General features: G+C 51.6%; 19 protein-coding genes and 1 pseudogene. 10 read left to right on the top strand and 10 right to left on the bottom strand.

Annotated features, from left to right (window positions below; genetic code table 11):
- The first annotated feature begins 44 nt into the window (after positions 1–44).
- Positions 45–1934 (top strand): LTA synthase family protein, encoded by a 1890-nt coding sequence (locus tag OH144_RS04590; RefSeq protein ID WP_266205121.1) that lies wholly within the window; start codon positions 45–47, stop codon positions 1932–1934.
- Positions 1935–2179: 245 nt separating this feature from the next.
- On the opposite strand, the gene OH144_RS04585 is transcribed toward OH144_RS04590, so the two are convergent.
- A complete protein-coding gene (locus OH144_RS04585) occupies positions 2180–2629 on the bottom strand; it encodes a type I restriction enzyme HsdR N-terminal domain-containing protein (protein ID WP_266205120.1) in 450 nt (149 codons plus the stop codon).
- 91 nt (positions 2630–2720) lie between these two features.
- On the opposite strand from OH144_RS04585, the gene OH144_RS04580 reads away from it, so the two are divergent.
- Together OH144_RS04580 and OH144_RS04575 are read left to right on the top strand one after the other, a co-directional pair.
- Complete coding sequence (locus tag OH144_RS04580) at positions 2721–3494, top strand: AMP nucleosidase (protein WP_266205119.1); 774 nt, start codon at positions 2721–2723, stop codon at positions 3492–3494.
- Between the two features lie 8 nt (positions 3495–3502).
- Complete coding sequence (locus OH144_RS04575; RefSeq protein ID WP_266205118.1) at positions 3503–5164, top strand: amidohydrolase; 1662 nt, start codon at positions 3503–3505, stop codon at positions 5162–5164.
- A gap of 292 nt (positions 5165–5456) precedes the next feature.
- Here the strand turns inward: OH144_RS04575 and OH144_RS04570 are convergent, their stop codons facing one another.
- The 3 genes from OH144_RS04570 to OH144_RS04560 form a co-directional block, all read right to left on the bottom strand.
- On the bottom strand, positions 5457–6791 hold the full coding sequence (locus OH144_RS04570; RefSeq protein ID WP_266205117.1) for an MFS transporter: 1335 nt from the start codon (positions 6789–6791) through the stop codon (positions 5457–5459).
- A gap of 66 nt (positions 6792–6857) precedes the next feature.
- Positions 6858–7388: a hypothetical protein gene (locus OH144_RS04565; RefSeq protein WP_266205116.1), complete on the bottom strand. Its 531-nt coding sequence runs from the start codon at positions 7386–7388 to the stop codon at positions 6858–6860.
- 977 nt (positions 7389–8365) lie between these two features.
- Positions 8366–9838 (bottom strand): hypothetical protein, encoded by a 1473-nt coding sequence (locus tag OH144_RS04560; protein ID WP_266205115.1) that lies wholly within the window; start codon positions 9836–9838, stop codon positions 8366–8368.
- A 362-nt stretch (positions 9839–10200) separates the two neighbouring features.
- On the opposite strand from OH144_RS04560, the gene OH144_RS04555 reads away from it, so the two are divergent.
- From OH144_RS04555 to OH144_RS04535, 5 genes are all read left to right on the top strand, one after another.
- Entirely contained in the window at positions 10201–10359 is a 159-nt protein-coding gene (locus OH144_RS04555) for a hypothetical protein (protein ID WP_266205114.1), read from the top strand.
- A 179-nt stretch (positions 10360–10538) separates the two neighbouring features.
- The gene (locus tag OH144_RS04550; protein WP_266205113.1) at positions 10539–12143 is read left to right on the top strand and encodes an ABC transporter substrate-binding protein; all 1605 of its coding nucleotides are present in this window, start codon (positions 10539–10541) and stop codon (positions 12141–12143) included.
- A gap of 5 nt (positions 12144–12148) precedes the next feature.
- Complete coding sequence (locus OH144_RS04545; protein ID WP_266205112.1) at positions 12149–13285, top strand: ABC transporter permease; 1137 nt, start codon at positions 12149–12151, stop codon at positions 13283–13285.
- Positions 13282–14367, top strand: a complete 1086-nt coding sequence (locus OH144_RS04540; protein ID WP_266205111.1) for an ABC transporter permease — start codon at positions 13282–13284, stop codon at positions 14365–14367. The genes OH144_RS04545 and OH144_RS04540 overlap by 4 nt, the downstream gene beginning before the upstream one ends.
- A gap of 310 nt (positions 14368–14677) precedes the next feature.
- Entirely contained in the window at positions 14678–14944 is a 267-nt protein-coding gene (locus OH144_RS04535) for a hypothetical protein (protein ID WP_266205110.1), read from the top strand.
- Between the two features lie 177 nt (positions 14945–15121).
- On the opposite strand, the gene msrA is transcribed toward OH144_RS04535, so the two are convergent.
- Entirely contained in the window at positions 15122–15655 is a 534-nt protein-coding gene (gene msrA, locus OH144_RS04530; RefSeq protein WP_266205109.1) for a peptide-methionine (S)-S-oxide reductase MsrA, read from the bottom strand.
- Between the two features lie 519 nt (positions 15656–16174).
- Here msrA and OH144_RS04525 point away from each other — a divergent pair.
- Positions 16175–17092, top strand: coding sequence for an isoaspartyl peptidase/L-asparaginase family protein (locus OH144_RS04525; RefSeq protein WP_266205108.1), 918 nt, complete (start codon positions 16175–16177; stop codon positions 17090–17092).
- A gap of 36 nt (positions 17093–17128) precedes the next feature.
- Positions 17129–18459 (top strand): annotated as a pseudogene (locus tag OH144_RS21610) (DUF2254 domain-containing protein).
- Between the two features lie 4 nt (positions 18460–18463).
- On the opposite strand, the gene OH144_RS04510 reads toward OH144_RS21610, so the two are convergent.
- The 5 genes from OH144_RS04510 to OH144_RS04490 all read right to left on the bottom strand — a co-directional run bounded on the left by OH144_RS04510 (position 18464) and on the right by OH144_RS04490 (position 21395).
- Positions 18464–19408 carry a hypothetical protein gene (locus OH144_RS04510; protein WP_266205105.1) on the bottom strand — a complete coding sequence of 315 codons (945 nt, stop codon included), beginning with the start codon at positions 19406–19408 and terminating at the stop codon, positions 18464–18466.
- A gap of 62 nt (positions 19409–19470) precedes the next feature.
- Positions 19471–19671 (bottom strand): hypothetical protein, encoded by a 201-nt coding sequence (locus OH144_RS04505; RefSeq protein ID WP_266205104.1) that lies wholly within the window; start codon positions 19669–19671, stop codon positions 19471–19473.
- 16 nt (positions 19672–19687) lie between these two features.
- Positions 19688–20077 carry a hypothetical protein gene (locus OH144_RS04500; RefSeq protein ID WP_266205103.1) on the bottom strand — a complete coding sequence of 130 codons (390 nt, stop codon included), beginning with the start codon at positions 20075–20077 and terminating at the stop codon, positions 19688–19690.
- Positions 20078–20088: 11 nt separating this feature from the next.
- Positions 20089–20985, bottom strand: a complete 897-nt coding sequence (locus OH144_RS04495) for a cyanophycinase (protein ID WP_266205102.1) — start codon at positions 20983–20985, stop codon at positions 20089–20091.
- Between the two features lie 74 nt (positions 20986–21059).
- Positions 21060–21395, bottom strand: a complete 336-nt coding sequence (locus OH144_RS04490; protein ID WP_266205101.1) for a hypothetical protein — start codon at positions 21393–21395, stop codon at positions 21060–21062.
- Positions 21396–21476 lie beyond the last annotated feature (81 nt).

Raw genomic sequence — 21476 nt, 5'->3', positions numbered from 1 at the left:
TGTCGTACCGGGCATACGTATACTTTCCCTTTTAGAGAACTGAGATGTTCGATACCGCCTTTATACTGATGCTGCGTCGACTGGGGCTTTTGCTGGTGCTCTACACGCTGCTGCGTCTGCTTTTCTTTGTGTTTAACTACCCGGCCTTTGCCGAGGCTGGCGCGGGAGAACTGCTGTTTGCCTTTGCGCACGGCCTGCGCTTCGACCTGGCGGCTATACTTGCGATAAACGGCTTATTTATCCTGCTCTCGCTGCTGCCAGTAGGCAACACGCTGCACCCTACTTACCAGCTTGTGCTCAAGTGGATATTTATACTTGGCAACGCCCCGTTTATTGCCCTGGCCATCGTGGATGTGGAGTTCTTTAAGTTTATAGGCCGCCGCACCAGCAATGAGCTGCTCTCCATTACCAGCGATATTGCCAGCCAGTTGGTGCAGCTATTGGGTTATTACTGGTACCTGGCCCTGGGATTTATACTTTTGGTGATCGGTTTGGCCAAAGCTTTCCCCAAGGCCCCTGCCCTGCCGGAGACGGCACCTAAGGTATGGCTGCGCAGTTTGCGCCTGCTGCTGGTGGCGGGACTCGTGGTGCTGGGCATCCGGGGAGGCCTGCAGCTGAAGCCACTCCGCCCCAGCCATGCCTTTATACTGGAGCCGGCAGCGCTGGGCCACCTCACCCTCAACAGCCCCTTCACCTTTATAAAAGGGATAGGCAAAACCACGCTGGAGGAGAAGCACTACTTTCAATCAGACGAGGCGTTGCTGGCGGCGCTTGCGTTCAACCCGCAAAAGTATACCCAGCCGGATGGGGCGCCTCTGAAAGAGAATGTGGTGATCATCATACTAGAGAGCTTTGCCGCAGAGTATGTGGGGGCACTGAACAATGGCCAGGGCTACACCCCGTTTCTGGACTCGCTGGCAAGTGAGGGAGTCATGTTCCGGCACGCCTTTGCCAACGGGCGTAAATCCATCGAGTCGCTTCCCTCCATACTTGCCGGAGTGCCTTCCCTGATGCCGGAGCCCTTTATTACCTCCCCTTATCAAGCCAACAGGCTCTATGGATTGGGTACGCTGCTGCAGGAGGCCAGCTACCAAACGGCTATGTTCCATGGAGCGGCCAATGGCTCGATGGGCTTCAACAACTTTGCCGCCCGCGTAGGGGTGCAGGCATACTATGGGTTGGATGAGTACCCGCGCGAGCTGCGCAAGCAGCATTTCGACGGGCAGTGGGGCATTTTCGACGAGCCCTACCTACAGTACGTTGCCTGGGAGCTGACAACTTTTCAGCAGCCGTTTATGGCTACGCTCTTCACCCTGAGCTCCCACCAACCCTACACCATCCCCGACAAGTATAAAGGACGGTTCCCGAAGGGGGAGTTGGAGATTCACGAATCGATTGGCTATGCGGACCATGCGCTGCGGCAGTTCTTTAAGTCGGCCTCGAAGCAGCCCTGGTACGAAAACACACTGTTCATACTTACTGCCGACCACACCCAGAAAAGTATAAACCCGGCTTATCAGAACGAGCTGGGCCATTTCCGGGTGCCGCTGCTGCTGTTCCATCCGGGCAAAGGCCTTAAAAGTATAAACCCTGCTAAAGTTGCGCAACATGCCGATATTCCGGCCACGGTGATCGATTACCTGAACCTGCCAACCAATAAGCTGCTGCCTTTCGGCCACTCGCTGCTGGACACGGCAAGTACGGGGCAAGCTATCCTTTTCAACGGCTCGGCTTACCTGCTGGTGGAGCCGGAGGCAGTGAGTGAATTGAACCAGCAGGATGAGCTCAGGTTTTATACTTTCCCCGACCTCGCTCCCACAGCCTCCCCTGCCCCACAAGCCGGCCAACAGCTAAAGGCACAGGTGCAGTATTTCAGGAATGGCATGGTGGACAACAAGCTATACTTCTGGAAGGAGGAAGGGAGTTTTGAATGAGTGATTGAGTAGATGAGCGAATGTTTTTTCCCTTTTGTTTTTCTGATCAGCGGGAGAAAACTCTTTAAAATTCGAGGTAAATTTTACCCCCACTTGCCATCCCTGGTGACTTCAGATAGAGCATTTCTGCATTCATACTTTATAAAGGTATAAAGTGGCCAGAGACCATCCCATGACGCACACTCGCCAGAGGCGAGCGAGGGTAGGGCACTTCAGTACCCCTATTCACTCATCCACTCAATCACTCATTCAAAATTATAACCCGGCACCTCTGCCAGCGGCTCATACCTGCGGGTCTCGAAATCTACTTGCCAGCAGTAGTGCTGCAAGCCATTGGAAATAACGACATACTTGGCCTGGATTGTTTGGTTGTAGGTGGATACCTGCTTAACCACTTCCTGCGTAATAGGAACATGGGCGGCTTTGCATTCGAGCAGCAGGTGCGGTTTACCTTCCTGGTTGTAAATACACAGGTCCGTGCGCTTCTGCAATTTGTTATAAGTAGTGCCGCGCTCAATGCTGATCAGACTCTTGGGGTAGCCCAGCGAATGGATGAGATAATGCACGAAATGTTGGCGCACCCACTCCTCCGGCGTCAGCACCACGTTTTTGCGGCGAAGTATATCAAAAATCAGGTAATTAGCGCCTGATTTCGTAACTTTGTAATCAAAAGGAGGTAAATTGAGGGCATCCATGCTGCAATTTAGCCATTTTTCCCACGCTATCCGCCCCAGTAGCCCCAGCTGCCAAGGCGGTTTTTTTGTACCTAACTAATCAACAAAACCTATGAAGTCTAAAGAGGAAATTGTAAGTGACTGGCTCCCCCGCTACACCGGTGTGCCGCTCGACGAGTTTGGGGAGTACATTCTACTCACCAACTTTATAAACTACGTACGCATGTTCGCCGATCGCTTCGGCGCAGAAATAAAAGGTCAGGACAAGCCGATGCAAACGGCCACCGCCAACAACATCACCATCATCAACTTCGGGATGGGCAGTGCCATGGCCGCCACCGTAATGGACCTTCTGTCTGCCATTAAGCCCAAAGCTGCCCTGTTCCTGGGCAAGTGCGGTGGGCTGAAAAGAAAGACGCAGATCGGTGACCTGATACTCCCGATCGCGGCCATCCGCGGCGAGGGTACATCTGATGATTACCTTCCACCGGAAATACCCGCCCTGCCTTCTTTCCGCCTGCAGCGCGCGGTATCTTCTATGATCAAGAAGCACGAGATGGATTACTGGACCGGTACCGTGTATACCACCAACCGCCGTGTGTGGGAGCACGACGATGACTTTAAGGATTACTTGCGCCAGATCCGCGCCATGGGCATCGACATGGAAACAGCCACGATCTTTACCGTTGGCTTTATCAATGAGATTCCGCACGGTGCGCTATTGCTCGTTTCGGATAACCCGATGATTCCGGAGGGGGTGAAGACATCCGAAAGCGATAAACTGGTTACCACCAACTATGTGGAGAAGCACCTGAGCATCGGGATAGACTCGCTCCTGGAACTCATTAACTCCGGGGAATCTGTTAAACACATGCGGTTCGAATAAACTATACTATGACAAAACACCTACGCACCCTTTCTGCCGCCCTGCTACTGGGTGGCGCCCTGTTGGGCAGTTGCACCAGCACCCAGACAGGCTCCGAAGCAGCCGACCTGGTCGTATACAACGGCAATGTGTATACGGTGAACGAGAGCTTCGATAAAGCCGAAGCCTTTGCGGTGAAAGACGGCAAGATCCTGGCTGTCGGCACCTCTGAGGAAATCCGAGGCATGTATAATGCCAGCGAAGAGCTTGATGCCGAGGGCAAAACCATTTACCCGGGCTTTATCGACGCCCACGCCCACTTTTACAACTATGGCCTGTCGCTGCAATCGGCTGACCTGGTGGACACGGAGTCGTTCGAGGAAGTGGTGCAGAAGGTGACCGAGCAGCGCGAGAAGTTTCCTGCTGCAGAGTGGATCATCGGCCGCGGCTGGGACCAGAACGACTGGCCTGTGAAGGAGTTCCCGACCAAGGACACGCTGGACCTGCTCTTCCCGGACACCCCTGTGCTGCTTACCCGCATCGACGGACACGCGGCCCTGGCGAACCAGAAAGCACTGGATTTGGCTGGCGTTACGCCACAAACTAAAATGGTAGGCGGCCTGGTGGAGGTTGAAAACGGCAAGATGACCGGCATCCTGGTGGATAACGCCATCGACCGGGTAGCCAGCAAGATTCCTGCTCCAACAGAAGAAGAAAGCCGAGAGGCCCTGAAGATCGCGGAGGCCAACACCTTTGCCATGGGCCTAACCACGGTGGATGATGCTGGCCTGGACAAAGCAACGGTGGACCTGATGGACGACATGCACCGAAAAGGCGAGCTGCAGATGCGCGTGTACGCCATGCTGAATCCATCCCAGGAAAACCAGGATCATTACTTTAAGAACGGCCCTTACAAAACCGACCGGCTGAACGTGCGCTCCTTCAAGATCTACTCTGACGGTGCGCTGGGTTCGAGGGGTGCCAGCCTACTGAAGCCTTACGCCGATAAGCATAACCATTATGGCTTTTTGCTGGCCTCGGAGCAGGAGTTCCGTGACATCGCTGCGAAGTTGTACGAACATGGTTTCCAGATGAACACACATGCCATCGGCGACTCTGCCAACCGTTTGCTGCTGGATATCTATGGTGAAGTGCTGGGTGGAGAGAACGATAAACGCTGGCGCATTGAGCACTCGCAGATCATCAATCCTGCCGACATGGCCAAGTTTGGCCAGTATAACATCATCCCATCGGTGCAGCCCACGCACGCCACCTCGGATATGTACTGGGCCGGCGACAGGCTGGGCAAGGAGCGCATCAAACATGCTTATCCATTTAAGGAGCTGATGCAGCAAAACGGATACCTGGCACTGGGCACTGACTTCCCGGTTGAAAGTATAAACCCGTTTTATACTTTCCACTCGGCCGTAGCCAGGCAGGATGCCAAAAGCTGGCCGGAAGGAGGCTTTCAGATGGAGAACGCCCTAAGCCGTGAGGAAGCCCTGCGCGGCATGACGATCTGGGCAGCCAAGTCTAACTTTGAGGAACACGAGAAAGGAAGTATAGAGCCCGGCAAGTTTGCCGATTTTATACTGGTAGACCGCGACCTGATGACGGTGGAGCCAACGCAAATGCGCGACACGCAGGTGCTGCGCACCTACCTAAACGGCAAGCTGGTTTTTAAGAAATAGGCCTGTAGAGTTAGAGAGTTAGAGAGTTTGGGGGTTGAAGCATACCCGCTCTTTAGAAGCAAAAAGTCCGCTGGGGTTTATACTTCAGCGGACTTTCTGTTTGGTGGAGCAAGTATAAGTATGGCTTAAGTACAAGTCCATCTCAAGTATAAACGGCAAGTATAGCTAAGGAATAGAAGTATAAACAGAGAAACAGTTTCAAGCCACTACCTGAACTATGACGGTTTATACTTTAAAGTCTTTTGTCCTTTGTCTAAAGTTCCTTTGTCTGGCTACTAAAGAATAAGTATAACTACTGATTGCCGCTGATGGCGTGGGCGCTTTCCGGCTGCGCCTCCACAAGCCTTTTACTACGCATCAGGAACAGGAAGAGTAACCCCAGCGCAAAGAAGGTAATCAGCGCCAGGATGCTGTTGCGCATGGAGCCGGTCAGCTGCGTGATCAGGCCGTATGCCAACGTGCCCAGCACAATGGAAACCTTCTCGGTTACATCGTAAAAGCTAAAGTAGGAAGCGTGGTCTTTGGTGCTAGCCGGTATCAGCTTAGAGTAGGTAGAGCGCGACAGCGACTGTATGCCACCCATCACAGAACCTACCACAGCCGCCAGCGCATAGAACTGGAGTTGCCCGTGCGTAAAGTATGCGCCGATGCAAATGCCGATCCAGATGATTACCGCCACAATCAGCGCCCGCACGTTTCCATACTTCTCCGACAGCCTGGCAAAGGCGTGGGCCCCGGCAATGGCCACCAGTTGTATAATCAGGATGGTGATGATGAGCACATCACTCGGCAGCCGCAGCTCCACCTCCCCGAAAATAGCCGCCAGGTACATCACCGTCTGCACGCCCATGTTGTAGAAAAAATACGCGAGCAGGAAGCGTTTGAGCAGCGGCAGGCCTTTTACCTGGTCCAACACCTTTTTCAGCTCCTTAAAGCCGTTCAGTATCCAGCTTCCCTTTGGCTTGCGCTGATAAACGTTCCCTGGCAGGTGGTAGAAAGTATACTGTGCGAATCCCAGCCACCAGATACCCGTGCTCAGAAAGGCAATGCGCGGCGGCAACGAGCTATTTTCAGCCGCAATACCAAACCATTGCGGCTGCATGATCATGGCCAGGTTAAAGATCAGCAGGATCACGCTGCCGATATACCCCATCGAAAAGCCGCGCGCACTCAGGCGGTCGTACTGGTCTTCAGTGGCAATCTCGGGCAAGTATGCATTATAGAACACAATGCTGCCGCTAAAGCCAATGGTGGCCAGTACGAAAAGTATAACTGAGAGGGTGAATGTCTCGGCAGTGAAAAAGTATAGACCCGCGCAGGAAAGCGAGCCCAGGTAGCAAAACAGCTGCAGGAACATTTTCTTGCGGCCGCTGTAATCGGCAATAGCCGTAAGGAAAGGGCTGAGAAAGGCAATGATAAGAAAAGCCGCCGATATAGCGTAGGTGAACAGCACCGAACTATCCAACTCGAAACCCAGAAAATTAACCACGGATGTTCCGTCCGGCCTCCTGGCCACCGCACTAAAGTAGATGGGAAAAATGGTGGAGGTAATGACAAGCGAGTAAACGGAATTCGCCCAGTCGTAGAAGCACCAGGCCCGGGTAACGGTGGGATTATTCTTTTCCATCCCGAAAAGTACTAAAAATAACCTTAGCCAGTACAGTCCCCTGCCAGCAAGGTTGACAGCACTGGCTTACAGCTGCCCCTGCTGCCGCTCCAGCAACTGCAGCGCGTGCTCCCACAGGTGTTCGTAGGGCACGATCTCCACCTCCGTGAAGGCGTCACCGGGCAGGGGTTCGGCCTGCAGCCTCTCCAGTAGCTGCTGCCCCTGCTCCCTGGCCTCCCGGGCGTTCTGCCTGGTCAGGGCCAGCAGCAGCAGGCGCATGAACAGGCGCGGGCGCTCGGCTTTCTCCCCCCGCAGGTACTTCTGCGTGTATTTGCGCACCCGCTCGGCCTGCACCTCCAGCTCGTCCAGATCCCCCTCCGAGAGCCTCTCCAGCACATCCAGCACCAGTAACGCCAGGTTAAAGCCAGCTTTATCATTAGGAAGTATGAGAAGCTTGGCGGTAATCTCAGATGACAAGGCCTGCTGGCGCTCCCCCACCACGTGCTCCACAAGAAATACAAAGTACCGCCTGTACAGCTCCCAACGTTCAACACTAGCATCACTCAACTTTCTTATATGCTCATTTTCAATAACGTCTTTGAGCAGGTTTTCAGCCAATTGGTATTGTCTACTATGTATAGCCAGTAAGACATAGTTCTCCATGAAGGCAAACCAGTTAGACGCGTACTTTTCAAAGAGCTTGACATTTTTAGCAGCTAATTCAAGCCCTCTTTCATACTGACGGCTTTGCAATAAGGCGTATACTTCGGTATAGGCGTTATACTTTGTATTATACCAACTGTTGTTAACCTGATTAGCGGATACCAACTCCCCTGCATGAGCAATAGCTTGCACTATCTCTGAGTATCTCCCTGACTGCTCTAGGTAAGCAATTTGTAGTATGTGGCGATGATAAAAGATAAGGGATGAGTTAGACTTTTCATAAAGCAGCCACATTTTCTCTAGACTATCTGGTAAGCTCTCTACAACACCACGTCTGGGATTAGTATGCCCTCTAAGGGCTATCATAGTATGATCATATATCGCCAGCGCCTCCCGTTCAAAACACTGAATATCATAGCATCGTTTTAGGTCTGCATCACAAAGGTGAAACATTTTTGCCTCTGACGTATATAAGAATATTCTTTTTTTACCCTCAAGCGCTTTGATTAGCATCTCGTTAACCTCATGTTCTTCGGCAACTTCTATTACTTGATCAAATAACTTTAATGCTAGCTTTAACTCAGAATTTACCATTAAAGCATAGGCCTCTGTTAGCAGTGAAAGACATTTATAATTTACTATATTGGAACTCCTTTGTTCACCATGAGATATCTCTAAGAAATGTAAATGATTATAAAGCTTCTTACGAAATCGTGATTTCAAAGTCCTAAAACTTCCAGTCAGCTTTTCATCCCCGTATAGTTCCTTGGCAACAGCCTCATCTGAAAGGACTACACTTTCTCTGAGGAAATTGAAAAGCTTCGTTTCCAGTTTAGAATCATCCTGAATGTGTATCAGCGGGGCAAGCTTTGGACTATATTTATCTATCAGCCTTACTAACCTCTGCAATTCTTTCATTTCAACACCTCTCCTTACTTATAATGAATTTCCAATCTATCGAGTATGTGCTCCCAAAGATGTTCATAAGGCACAATCTCAATTTCAGCATAGGCATCTCCTGGGATGGGCGTCTCAATAAGCTTCTGATACAACTTCTGACCCTTCTTCTTACAGGCAACCACATCATAATCCTCAGTTACGATTAGTATCAGCAATTTGAGAAAAGTCTTGCTACGGAGGCTAAAGGTGTCTCTAAGATGGGTTAAAATATATTTTTTAAGACTCTCAATTCTATACAGTAGAGCTTCTGTTTCCTTCTTTTGAAGAAAATAAATAAATTGAAGTATTAGAATGGCTACATTGTAACCTTGTTTATCCTTGCTATATACAGGAAGAGATAAAAAGAAAGGATTAACTGTATCTTCATGGTTGAAAAACTCCCCAACCAAATTATAGTATGCTTGAAAAAGCGTCCATCTCTCCCTGGCAAACGCTGGCCGTCTCTTAAGGTGGGGATTTGAAAATACTTTATGTAGGAGGTGACCAGCTAGCTCATATTCTTTTGCATGCAGAGCTATCAGGAAATAATTTTCTGTATAAGCAAACCAATTAGGAGTGTTCTCTTCAAAATCGCTGTGGAACTTTGAGGCATATTGCAATCCCTCTAGTAGCTGTTTCGCCCGAAAGTGAGCGTAAACAAGTATGAATTTATTATAATTCGAATCAAACCTTAAGCTATTCACTTCTCCTGAGGCCAGTTTATCTTCAGAAGACACTGTTAAATCGATTATGGCAGAAAAATCTCCCACCATTTCGTGGAAAATAATGCTGGCCTTGTAATAGGCATTGAACGCCTCAAATGATTTTGCAGCCTTCCAGAGCCTGTACATATTATCAACGTCGTCTGTGATACTTGATAGATAAGCCCTCCTATGTTTAATAGATTTACTATACTTTACTTTTAGGAGCTGAAGAAAGGTAACAGCCTCCCGTTCGTACTTTTTTATATTTAAAAATTTTTCAAGCTCTTGTTTTGCCTGCAAGAAGCTGTTAATGCTACCAGTTTTTGAGTAGCAATCCATCTCTAATTCTAAAGCTGCAATAACAAAATTGATGTATTCATATTGAATAGCAATTTTCTTGACTTTAGCTGCTATACTTAAGACTAATACAGGTTCTTTTAACCTGAGTAATAAGTGTGCGTGGTGAAGTAAATGAAGACATTCCTGTTCCTTCTGATGGGCTTTCTTTAATTTATGCTTATCATAGAAGAATAGTGAGTTATACAGCTTTTTCTTGAGCCTAACTTTTAGCATTTTGTATTTTACATCATTGGGGCTTGAGCCATACAGATCCATTGATGCTACAGCATCATCTATATAATTATCTTGCATAAGATTATTATAAAACATCCCCTCTTTGCTGCTTTTATTAAAGTTGGGTAACATCTGTTTAGAATTGTTACTTTCAACAGCAATTTTTGCTAACGATTTTAACTCATCCATTTTAAAGCTTCTCAAGCCCTTCCCCAAGGCAGATCAAATAATAAAATTTATAGTGGTCAAAAATATTGTTCAAGTTACATTAATAAGGGTTTATTGACTGTATATACATACCTTTTTTATTAACATTGTAAAATGTACATGCCATACAGTAAGATGCATTTAGTTACCTTAACAGGATCAGTAGGCATTTTAAAAATAGTTAAATAGCTCAATCTAATCAACTGAAACTTACCAAATAGAATAAAATATAATACAACAAAAAGATTTCCTAGTTACTTTTATACATGAACATTCCTTTAATCCCCAACATCTTATACTCAACTTTGCCCTGTAATCATCAAAGAACATAAACCCTTTTAAAAATGGTATCTATAATCATCTCCCTAATTCTTAATTTGCTGACTTTAGGAAACACAGGAAATACAGCTCAGACCAACCAGCAAACTAAAACTACTTCAACGGCTGAAAGCGACCAGCAAATCTCAGCATTTGGAGGCACTGCGACCTGGGAAGAAGATTAATCCCTTTCTTTTCCCTAACTTGCCCTTACAATCTTTAGCCAAAGGGTAAGTACATGAGGAAAATCAACACAGCATTAACCTGCTTTCTCTTATTACTTTTTACATACTGTAGCCAGCCAGAGCGCGCACCTGAAGAGGTGCGGGTTAGGTTATCAACTGAACCGGAAACGCTGAGCCCTGTGAGCTACAGCCACGCCGGTGCACTACAGATTATCAACCTGCTGTTTCAGAGTTTGCTGAGCGCCGACCTGGGGACCAATGAAATTAAGCCATACCTGGCTAAGGACATGCCCTCGGTTGAGCGACAGGACTCCACCACGCTTTTCACCTATGAAATAAGGGAGGCGGCGGAATGGACGAATGGCAGCCCTGTAACAGCTGAGGATGTGGCTTTCACGCTGAAGGTGGCAAAAGCTCCGCTGTTGAACAACGAGAGTCTTAAACCGCAGTTGGAGTTCATTCAGGATATCAGGATAGATGCAGATAACCCGCGCCGCTTCACGTTTGTGTGCAGCGGGTATGCGCCTGAGATGGAGTTGCTCACCGGCGATTTCTTTATACTGCCGGCCTATCTGTACGATCCTGAGAACCTGCTGCGGCACATAGAAGTGGCTACCCTGAGCGGAAATCCCTCCGAACTGGAAAACGATGAGAAACTAAAAGCATTCGCAGTCAAGTTTAACTCGCCTGATTTTGGGCGGGACCCAGCACTGCTGCAAGGCAGTGGCGGCTATACCTTGGAGAACTGGGAAAACGGACAATACCTGACGCTGACGCGCAAAAAAGACTGGTGGGGGAACAACACATCTAACACACAACATCTGACAGCCATTCCACAGCGCGTCAGCTTTCAGGTTATTCCGGACATGACAACAGCCGTTCTTGCCCTTAAGAACCGGCAGCTGGATGTGCTGGAGGGTATACCGGTGGCTGAGTTTGAGCAGCTACAGCGGCAGGAGCCCTTTCTGAAAGACTATGCCCTGCACACACCGGATGCGTACGAGTTTACGTATGCGGGCATCAATACCCGCCGGCCAAAGTTCGCTGACAAGCGCACGCGGCAAGCTATTGCCCATCTCCTGGGTATCGAAAGCGTGATCAGAGTATCGCAGCAGGACTACGCCACACCTACGGTTGGCCCCATTCCACCGTCTGTTGCCGACTTCTATAACACAAGCCTGAAACATTATACTTCTGATCCCGCCAAAGTGACGGATCTGTTAAAAGCATCCGGATGGAAAAAGGAAAAAGGAGGCTGGTACAAGAACATCAACGGAAAGAAAGAGCAGCTCACAATTGAGGTGATCTTCCGTGCAGGGAACACCAGCTATGAAAATGCAGCTGTTATACTCCAGCAGAATGCCGCGCAGATTGGGATACCGGTACACGTGCAGGGGGTGGAGAGCAGTCTGCTGGCGAGTAAGTCCAAGCAACACGACTTCGATCTATACTTTCGCTCGCTGGGCGGCAACCCTTTTGCCTTCAACTTTAAGCCGCTGCTTCACTCCGACTATGCCAAGGAAGGCGGGCTGAACTACACCGGCTTCGGCACACCGGAAAGCGACGAGATTCTAGACAGAATCAGCGGCACCGTTACCTCCCGCCAGGAACAGGCAAGCCTGCTGAAACGCCTGCAGGAAATCATGCACGAGGAGGCCGCCTTCATTTCGATGTACTACACAAAGGAGCGCATCGCCATTCACCAGCGTTTCACAAATACAAAGATCTCAGGCCTAAAACCTAACTACGACGTTAGTGCCTTCACCTTAAAAGAGGACGAGTAAGCGCTATGCTTGTGTACCTGCTCAGGAGAATTCTGCTGGCTATCCCCACCATCTGGCTGCTGGGAACGCTGGTATTTCTACTGAGCAGGATGCTTCCGGGCTCGTTCGGGGAGGAGCGCTTCCTGAACCCGGAGGCCAGCTTCTACAATCAAAGCAGCCAAAGCAGCCGGGAAGCGGCCTTCCGGGAGTATCAGCAAAGAACCGGGCAGCACCTACCTCTTTTCTACTTCAGCCTCTCCTCTTACGAACAGCCCCAAGCGCCGCCAAACCTGCAGCCGGAAGCCACACAAGAGCAACTCGAGCTATCTTACTCCTACCTGCTGCCACAGTTTAACTGGAACGGCACTTCCAACCAGTATCATCACTGGCTCTCAGGTATACTCACTGGTGATTTCAGCACCTCGTACCGCACGGGTCAGCCTGTGCTGGAAATGATCCGGAACAGTATCGGCAACACATTCTGGCTACTGTTAACAGGCATGGCGGTTACCCTCGCCCTGGCCCTTGAGCTAAGTATACTGATAGCCCGGAAACGGATGCAGCGCCTGCGGCGCCTGTTGCTGCCATCCCTATTTGTTGTAGATAGTATACCGATGCTGGTGCTGGCCCTGCTGCTGCTGGTGCTACTCGCTAACCCCGATTTCCTGCAGCTTTTCCCGGTGTATGGAATGGGGTATTATGCACCTGACAACCTTGACTTTTGGCAAGAACTGGGGCAGCAGATGCAGTTCATGGCACTGCCGCTCCTGGCGCTGGTACTCGTGAACCTGCCCTACATTACCAACCAGGTCTATAACTCGCTGCAGGCGTCGCTGCAGGCCAACTTTACGCGCACGGCCAGGGCAAAAGGGTTGCCGGAACACCTGGTCATCCGCCGGCACGCGCTGCGCAACGCCTTGCTGCCACTCATCACCATCGTATCAGACTTTATTCCAGCGCTGGTGAGCGGCTCCATACTTGTGGAAACCATTTATGCCATACCCGGTATAGGCCGTTTGCTGATTGAATCGGTGATGGCGCGGGACTACCCGGTGCTGGTAGCGATCATACTGGTGGTGCTGGTGGTGCGCATGATTTCCTACGCGCTAGCCGACACGGCCTATGTCTGGGCCGACCCACGCATAAAGCAGAAGCTGGCATGAGGCGCATCTGGCAAAGTATAAAAAGCCTTTGGAAGGGCAAATGGGGGTTCAGAATCGCCCTGCTGTACCTGGCGCTGCTGCTGTTGCTGGCGCTGGTGCTTCCTTTGCTGCATTTGCCGTACGCTCCAAATTACCTCGACCTGCAGCACCCCTTCCTGGCGCCCTTCACCGCAACGGCTATGGAGTCGGGCCACCCACTTGGCACCGATGGCCTGGGCCGTGATCTACTGGCGAACGTGCTCTTTGGCGCCCGCACCGCCTTCCTGATTAGCTTACCTGTTATGCTATGCGCTGCCCTAGTGGGTATGGTGCTCGGAACTACGGCAGGATATTTCGGCAACAGGGGCCTGCAACAGCCATTGCACAGGATACTGCGCTGGGTCCTGAGCACGCCTCTGCTGCTGTACTATGGCCTGTACTTACCGTTGAAATTGTATAGCTGGGAGTCGGGATACAGGCACGTACTACTCTCTTTCGGCCTGCTGCTGGGCCTGCTCATACTTTTATGGCTCCTCTCAGAAGGTTTACAGCGCTGGTTCCCCTACTGGCGAAAAGCGGTAGCCATACCAGTAGACAAAGGAGTGATGCGGCTGACCGAGGCGCTCACGAGCATCCCGCGCTTTGTGCTTATCCTGGTGCTGGCTTCTTTTATCCCCCCTTCCCTGCCCCTGCTCTCACTGCTGCTGGTTTTTACACTTTGGCCCGCCATTGCCCGCTTGTCACGCGCCGAAATGCTGCGTATCAGGCAACTGCCGTACTTCGAGGCGGCCCAAAGTATAGGCAACCGGCCGGCGCGGCTTATCTGGCGGCATGCGCTGCCAAACCTGGCCGGCCCGGTTCTGGTAGCCTTTACGTTCGGATTGGGTGGGTTGCTGGCGCTGGAGTCCTCGCTCTCTTTCCTGAATATCGGGGTGCCTACCACGCTGGTTAGCTGGGGACGCACTATCTCCAGTATCCGAAGCAATACCTCTGCCTGGTGGCTGGTACTCTTTCCCGGAGGCCTGCTGAGCCTTACGGTTCTCGCACTTTATACTTGCAGCTATTATTTTAATCAGGCCTTTAGCTCAAAAAGCAGCCAGTAGAACGTTACTTTTTGAAGCAATTTACCAATTTTCTTGCTACTTCTTCAATAGCTATGGCGTTCATCCAGCACCGTTCCTACAAGTACACCTGCTTATCAATATGCTTTATTTCAAATACTTACAACAAGAAAACATTATAACCCAAGCACAAACTCAGGAATAAACAGACCTGAACGCATTGATAATTATAGGAAACATCGCATAAATAAACCAAAATATTCATGTTACTCTTGCCGATTAATATTCCTGTTTCTGGAGAGGGGGCATGCTTATACTTGTAGCGTGTTAGAACCCAAAACCCCATCGTCACATGAACTCGACATTAAACCCTTCACCCAAACGACTGGTTGAGCCCTGCCTGGTAAAGGCTGCGCTATTACCAAGCAGTACAGGCCCAAAGGCTGCCTTGCTACACGAGGAGCCTGCTGGCTTTGCAACCATAGATGGCAACATGATTACCTTTCATGCCGGCTCCAGCGCAGTTAGCAGCGGCTCGGGAATCTTCATCGGAGATTACTTTGTAGGGCTTGCGGACAACTTCGACTCGGTAAGCGTAACACCATTCGTACGATACTAAAAGGCATTCTTATTTGTGTAACCCCTGATTCCCTTTAATTTAATAGATTTTGTTGGTTGTTTGTGTTTAGATTAGGCAAGCCCTGTAGTCTCCCCCACTACAGGGCTTTTGCTCGTTTAAGGGGGCTTAAGTTAAGCCGTCGTTCCCAGAATTCCAACTCCCTGGTTCCTAGCCACCCTACGCCGACTTCAGCTTGGCACCGAATACCTTCCTGAACTTATCCACCTTTGGCCGGATGACAAAGCTGCAGTAAGGCTCGTGCCCGTGGGTGTTGAAATAATTCAGGTGGTAGTCCTCGGCCGGGTAGAACTTACCCAAGGGCTCAATCTCCGTTACAATAGGGGCATCGAAGGCCCCGGAGGCATCCAGTTCCTGCTTGTACCTTTCGGCCAGTTCCTTTTGCTCCGAGTTGTGGTAGAAGATCACAGAGCGGTACTGCGTCCCGATGTCGTTGCCCTGGCGGTTGAGGGTGGTGGGGTCGTGGGTGCTCCAGAACACCTCCAGCAGCTCCTGATAGCTGACCTGCTCCGGGTCATACGTTACCTGGAGCACCTCGGCGTGGCCGGTGGTGCCTGCGCATACCTGCTTGTAGGTTGGGTTGTCAACATGGCCGCCGGCATAGCCGGATAGCACTTTCTCCACGCCTTTTAACTCCTGAAAGATAGCCTCTGTGCACCAAAAGCACCCATTGCCAAACGTTGCTGTTTCCATATATCCTGATTTTATATACTCCTATTGCCGGCAAAAATAAACCATAGCTAAAGCCCTGCTTTTGCCCGCAGCTAAACTAACCTCTTCTACTTATACTTTCATTTAAGGGTAAAGAAGTTAAAGCATCTTTTTGTTTATGAAAATAATAGATGCAATACAGATCTTGGACATCCTCCTGACAGTCAGCGCCTGCTCTTCTTGCAATTAAGAGCGAGCCCGGCAAGGGCACCACGTTTAAGGTGTACTTCAAAAAGCAGGCATCCCCTACCTGAGAAGTATGAGCTCAAGCCCCACCGGAATTGCACCGATCTCCCGGAAACTGCTCCTGCTGTAGCCTCCGGGAAAGTATAAAACTACCGTTTCGGATTCTAGCACAAGTATACTCATTATCCCCGCTTAAAAGCCGGCAGTGGCATGGCACAAAAGTATAACTATTTGGCAACCTCACCCCAACCGCTTCCCTTCCCTGCCGTACAATCCTCAGCACCCGCCCAAACCCAATACCTTTAATTTTACAGGATGAGAAAGTATGCTATCGCCCTACATGCCGGTGCGGAAACCGTGAAGCGTGAAGAGGTAACCAAGGAGCAAGAGAAATTATACCGGGAGGGGCTGGAGGAGGCGCTGCAGGCCGGGAGCACCGTGCTGGAGAAAGGCGGTAGCGCCCTGGATGCCGTAGCAGCCGCCATCGAACGTATGGAAAACAACCCGCTGTTTAACGCCGGCAGGGGCGGCAGCCTGAACATACACGGGGAAACGGATTTTGATGCCGCCATTATGGACGGCCGGAACCTCAATTCGGGTTCTGCGGGCAACGTGCGCTACGTTAAAAATCCCATCAGGCTGGCCAAAGAAATCATGCGCAACTGCAAGCACAGTTTCCTGGCGGGCACCGGTGCAGAAGAGTTCGCGCTGGCGCAGGGCCTGGAACTGGAGAAACCATCCTATTTTGTAACGGAGGAGAAACTGAAGGCCTGGCATAAAAGCGTTCTGGACGAGCAGCAGCGAAAAGGCCACGATACCGTGGGGGCCGTGGCCCTGGACCAGGACGGTAACCTGGCAGCGGGCACCTCCACCGGCGGCCTTGCCAACCGCCTGAAGGGCCGCATCTCCGACAGCCCGGTGATTGGCGGCGGCACCTATGCCAACAACCCTTACTGCGCTGTGAGCTGCACCGGAGAGGGCGAGGTGATCATGCGCGGTGCTATTGCACACGAAGTATACGCCCAGATAAAATATGCCGACGAGCGCCTGCAGCAAGCCGCAGATCAAGCCATTACTATGCACAGGGAGTTCCTGAAAGGAGACATAGGGCTGATAGCACTGAACCAGCAGGCGGAGGTTGCCTTTGCCTTCAACACCAACCTGATGAAGCGCGGCTATAGTATAGGCGGCGAAAAACCAAAGATAGCCCTATGGAATAGTGAGAAGCTTTAACAGCATCCTCGTCTGTAGCGACCAAGGAAGCGTACAATGACCAAGTTCACCACTTCATCTTACAGAGAGCAGGCATCTCTCACCAGCAGCATCGCCTTTCTGCCGTCTATCATCTCCGTGGGCTTCTTCATGCTGGCCATCGGGATGCTGTACTTCGAGACGCTGCCTATCAGCACGGCGCTGGAAGAGCGGCTGCCATTCGAGCTGGTGCGCGACGAGGAAAATGCCCGGCTTATACTCAGCACGGTGGCGGCTGGCATCATTTCCCTTACCGTCTTCAGCTTTTCGATGGTGATGATCGTGCTGAGCCAGGCAACGAGTAACCTTTCCCCGAGGGTTATTCCCGGCCTTACCACCGTCCGGTCGCACCAGGTGGTGCTGGGTTTCTACATCGGCACCATCATCTACGTGCTGCTCCTGCTGCTGAGTTATAAGACGGATAAGGAAAGTGCGCATACGCCGGCCATCGCGGTACTGCTGGGGCTGGCCTTTGGCATCATCTGCTTGGTGTTGTTTGTGTACTTTATTCACTCTATCTCCCAGGCCATTCAGCTCGACAATATTGTAAACAGCGTGTTCCAGAAAGCGGCGCAGGCCCTGGAGGTGGAGAAGCAGGTAGTGAGCAACACCCATGCACCGGACAAGTCCAGCAACAACGACTTTAAGTATACCTTATACAACAACACCAACGGCTACCTCCGGCAGGTAGACCTGGAAGGGTTGCGGCAGCTGGCAAGGCAGCACCAGCTGCAAGTGAAGATACTGGTAGAGGTGGGCACATTTACCGTGGAGGGCACCCCGTTGATGCAGCTCACCAGTGACCCCAGAACCCCGGAGCTGGAGGGAAGCTGCAGAAGTGCTTTGTGATGAGTGTGGAGGAGGTTGTGATGAAGGATTTTGAGCAGGGCCTGAAGCAGCTCTCCGAAATAGCGGTGAAGGCCCTTAGTCCGGGCATTAATGACCCAGGCACGGCCATGAAAGCTATTGACTTTATGACTTTGCTGTTTATCCGCCGCATGAAAAATGAGGACCTCAACTGCCTGCTCGACGAGGAGAAGAAGGTGCGCGTGATCGATTATACCCTTACGTTGGACGAGCTGATGCACCGTTACCTGAGCCCCATCCGCACCTACGGGAAAGCAGATGTGCAGATAGACCTGCGGCTGCTCAGATGCCTGCAGGGCTTGTTGCACCAGAAGCCAGACGCGCAGAGGTTAGACGTCATCTACACCCATGCTGCTGCCGTCGTAAATGACGCTGACCTTTCGCTCCATAACAAAATGGACAGGGAACGGCTGAATACTTTCTTAAAGGAGATGAACCAGTTGTTTCCCGGTGCCCGGCACCTTCCCCTGCTGCAAGTATAACCCGCTACCCCTTTGCCTCTTCTCTCTCCACGTACTTCTTGATGCAGTGCACCGAGCCGGCAAACGCGGCAAAGGGATGGAAGTCGCCGAGGAGGATGACTCTGAAGCCGAGCTGCTCCCAGATGGCCTTGTTCTCCTCGTCTGTGCGTTGCAGCTCCGGCCAATTGCCGTGTCCATAGCTGGGCAGCCACACGGTTCGCTCCTGCGCGCTTCTGACCTCCACCAGCGCATTGTTGTAGGTGGCATAGTACCACTTCCGTACCCTCCTCTGCTCGTCATCCACGTACACGAGCGGCAGCGGGTTCCGGATCACCTCAAACTTCAGACGCGTTAACAAAGCCGCTATCTCATCGAAGGCCTCCGGTGTGGCAAGGGCTGCATACTTATTATGCAGCAGGTCCGAGGCCATGCGCGGGTCCCCCACCAGCACCCGATACTTGCCATTCTCGTTGCGGCCGGCCAGCGTCAGGAACATGTCGATGTGGAAGACAGGCTGCACCGAGCCTTCCTTGTTCCTCATGTACAGCAGCTCCTCCCATTCCTCACCGTTGCGGGTAAACCGCCTTTTTTGCTCGGCTGGCAGCTGCAGCGTGGAGCCGACAAGGTATAGGATCCTGTCTTTATCGAGGTACTGCTGGTATAGTTCGGTGATGGCTTTCTTCAGCTTCAGGCCTTTGTCCGAGAGCAACTGTTCACTAAGGTGAAGGCAGGTGTCCACCGCATAGTTGGCACCCAGCAGAAAGAAATCATCGCCCACCAGCACGTTGCCCCCCTCAAAGTACACGGGCACCTTTACCCGCTGCCAGCCAAACCGCTCCGCGGCGTAATAGCTGGCCAGCTCGTCGCCGGCCCTGCGGTTGGAGTGCGGCTGCAGCCACTCCTGCAGGGGGTACTCAATAGATTCGTGGGTGAGGATGTAGATGGTGGTATAAGCGGGAAGCTTCAGCATCAGGACGGCGTATACGCTCCAGTAAGGGTTGTTGTCGCCGGCGAGGGCGTAGGCAGGTATGGTCAGATGGCTTTCAGGGCACCGTCGGCGCTGGGCACCAGGCGGGGCTCCAGGGGCAGTGTCTGGTATTCCTGCAGCAGGCTGGCGGCGATGCTGCGCCGGCGCATGGCGCCGACGCTCAGCACCTGCTCCTCCTCTTTTTCCAGCTCCTGCACAAGCGGGTAATGCCTTGCCCGAAGCGGGGTGTTGTCTGGCTGCTGCATAAATGTGTTTTCGTAGCTATTCTATACTTTTCAGGCCTTTGCCACCGGCCCACAGCCAAAGTATGATCAGGGTCGCTTCGGCCACGGCATCCAGCAGGTATACGTCCCGTATCACATCGTTCAGGGCGTAGTATACGTCTATGCCGATCAGCCCCGCGGCGGCGCCCACCCCCAGCCACTTTATCTCGGCGGTTACCTGCTTCCGGATGCCGGCAGCCAGTAGCGTGGCCCCTATTACGCTTATCAGCAAGCCCACAGTATACAGGAGCCAGTAATCCTGCTTGGGCCCGGTTACCCACACAAAGCTCTCTAAGTGCACGAAGGGCCAGACGCCCGTGACCAGCCAAAATGCCCCCTGCAACGTAGCAACTAAGCTAGCTTCAGGTTTAGGGATAGTGGCGGCCATGTTGGAGGGGGCTACAGGTGCAGCTGATCGAACGTTGGGATGGTATACTGCTCGCCCGGCGACAACAGGTGCACGCACAGGTTGTGCGCCGAGAAGGGCTCGCCCGTACCGATTTCGTAAATGTTGGTTTTAGCCAGCCTCATGCCATCCACAATCGTGATCAGGCCGCTGCCCACCACCTCCAACTCGCGCCCCTCCGTAATGTAGGCAGCCGTGTCCTCTTCCAAGCCGATGCCGATACAGCCGGGGTTGGTAACAATGCACTGCGCCATGCGCACCAGGCGCCCCCGCTCAATAAAGTGCGTGTCTATGGCCACGTTCTTGAGGAATTCCAGGCCGGTGGTGATCCGCACATCGCCCTTCAGGAAACCTCCCTTGGTATCAGCCTCGTAGATCATGGGCGTGGACAGGGCCATGGCCCCGGCAGAGGTGCCGGCGATGAGGATGTCATCGTAGGTGAAGCGCTCCTTCATCAGTTGCAGCACCCTGGTGCCCCCCAGAATAGAGGTGAGCCGGAGTTGGTCGCCGCCGGTAAAGTAAATAGCGGAGGCTTTCTCGATCACCTCACAGTGATGCGGGTCCCGCGCGTCTTCCCGGTTGCGAATGTCCAGCACCTCCACGTTATTTATCCCCAGCTCCTTAAATATTCTGGTATATTCGCGGCCTACCTCCTGCGGGATATCGGAGGCTGTCGGGATGACGGCAATGGTGGGGTTGCTGCCTTTCAGCTCCTGTACCAGGAACTTCAGGATCTCCTCGCTCTCAAAGTCTGTGTTGTTTGCCTGCTCGGGCTTCAGTTTTTCCTGTTTACCCTTGTCCTCACTGCCACCTACTGCCAGTAGCCTGCCTTTTGGCACCGGCGCTTCCTTTTTATTTTTATGATGATCAGATACCTTGTGTTTAGCCATAGTGTTTGTACCTATCTATACTTCTCGCGGGGTGTAGCAAAGAAAGTTTAATCTATTAGGTATAGTTGATGTCTTTATTTGTGTTTATCGAGGTTCTTGCCCAGGTCCTTTACCTGCCTCATGTAGTTTTCCACTATCTCGTCGCCATAGGTGCCATACGCATCCGACAGGGTACCCTTTGCGCCGCTGGCAGTCTCCAGCACATAAAGTATGGCCATGTCTCCGGGATAGCTCTCCCCCTCAAAGCGATAAAAATTCACGATCTGCACCTGATCCGGCACGAACTCCTGCTTGCCGTCCAGGGTGCATAGCTTGCCGTCTTCCGTCACCCTGAAATCCTCCGTATACCCCTCTTTCCGTAGCCGTGCCAGCACATGAACCATCGAGGTCAGTTCAACTTTATCTTCCATAACACATCATATGTTTATTTTGCTGATATACTTCTACGCCTAAATACTATATGCTGGCTCAAATTTGTTGCAGCGAGTAGT

Origin of the sequence: Pontibacter kalidii, assembly GCF_026278245.1 — a bacterium.
In the GTDB taxonomy this organism is placed as follows: domain Bacteria; phylum Bacteroidota; class Bacteroidia; order Cytophagales; family Hymenobacteraceae; genus Pontibacter; species Pontibacter kalidii.
The sequence above is the reverse complement of the archived record's forward strand: the minus strand, read 5'-3'. Positions and strand labels throughout refer to the sequence as shown.

Bases quoted from the DNA above. Each gene is read 5' to 3' on its own strand.
- OH144_RS04545 (WP_266205112.1), top strand. From the start codon at position 12,149: ATGCTTGTGTACCTGCTCAGGAGAATTCTGCTGGCTATCCCCACCATC.
- OH144_RS04560 (WP_266205115.1), bottom strand. From the start codon at position 9,838: ATGGATGAGTTAAAATCGTTAGCAAAAATTGCTGTTGAAAGTAACAAT.
- OH144_RS04525 (WP_266205108.1), top strand. From the start codon at position 16,175: ATGAGAAAGTATGCTATCGCCCTACATGCCGGTGCGGAAACCGTGAAG.
- OH144_RS04590 (WP_266205121.1), top strand. From the start codon at position 45: ATGTTCGATACCGCCTTTATACTGATGCTGCGTCGACTGGGGCTTTTG.
- OH144_RS04585 (WP_266205120.1), bottom strand. From the start codon at position 2,629: ATGGATGCCCTCAATTTACCTCCTTTTGATTACAAAGTTACGAAATCA.
- OH144_RS04495 (WP_266205102.1), bottom strand. From the start codon at position 20,985: ATGGCTAAACACAAGGTATCTGATCATCATAAAAATAAAAAGGAAGCG.
- OH144_RS04510 (WP_266205105.1), bottom strand. From the start codon at position 19,408: ATGCTGAAGCTTCCCGCTTATACCACCATCTACATCCTCACCCACGAA.
- OH144_RS04540 (WP_266205111.1), top strand. From the start codon at position 13,282: ATGAGGCGCATCTGGCAAAGTATAAAAAGCCTTTGGAAGGGCAAATGG.
- msrA (WP_266205109.1), bottom strand. From the start codon at position 15,655: ATGGAAACAGCAACGTTTGGCAATGGGTGCTTTTGGTGCACAGAGGCT.
- OH144_RS04490 (WP_266205101.1), bottom strand. From the start codon at position 21,395: ATGGAAGATAAAGTTGAACTGACCTCGATGGTTCATGTGCTGGCACGG.
- OH144_RS04580 (WP_266205119.1), top strand. From the start codon at position 2,721: ATGAAGTCTAAAGAGGAAATTGTAAGTGACTGGCTCCCCCGCTACACC.
- OH144_RS04505 (WP_266205104.1), bottom strand. From the start codon at position 19,671: ATGCAGCAGCCAGACAACACCCCGCTTCGGGCAAGGCATTACCCGCTT.
- OH144_RS04535 (WP_266205110.1), top strand. From the start codon at position 14,678: ATGAACTCGACATTAAACCCTTCACCCAAACGACTGGTTGAGCCCTGC.
- OH144_RS04555 (WP_266205114.1), top strand. From the start codon at position 10,201: ATGGTATCTATAATCATCTCCCTAATTCTTAATTTGCTGACTTTAGGA.
- OH144_RS04500 (WP_266205103.1), bottom strand. From the start codon at position 20,077: ATGGCCGCCACTATCCCTAAACCTGAAGCTAGCTTAGTTGCTACGTTG.
- OH144_RS04575 (WP_266205118.1), top strand. From the start codon at position 3,503: ATGACAAAACACCTACGCACCCTTTCTGCCGCCCTGCTACTGGGTGGC.
- OH144_RS04570 (WP_266205117.1), bottom strand. From the start codon at position 6,791: ATGGAAAAGAATAATCCCACCGTTACCCGGGCCTGGTGCTTCTACGAC.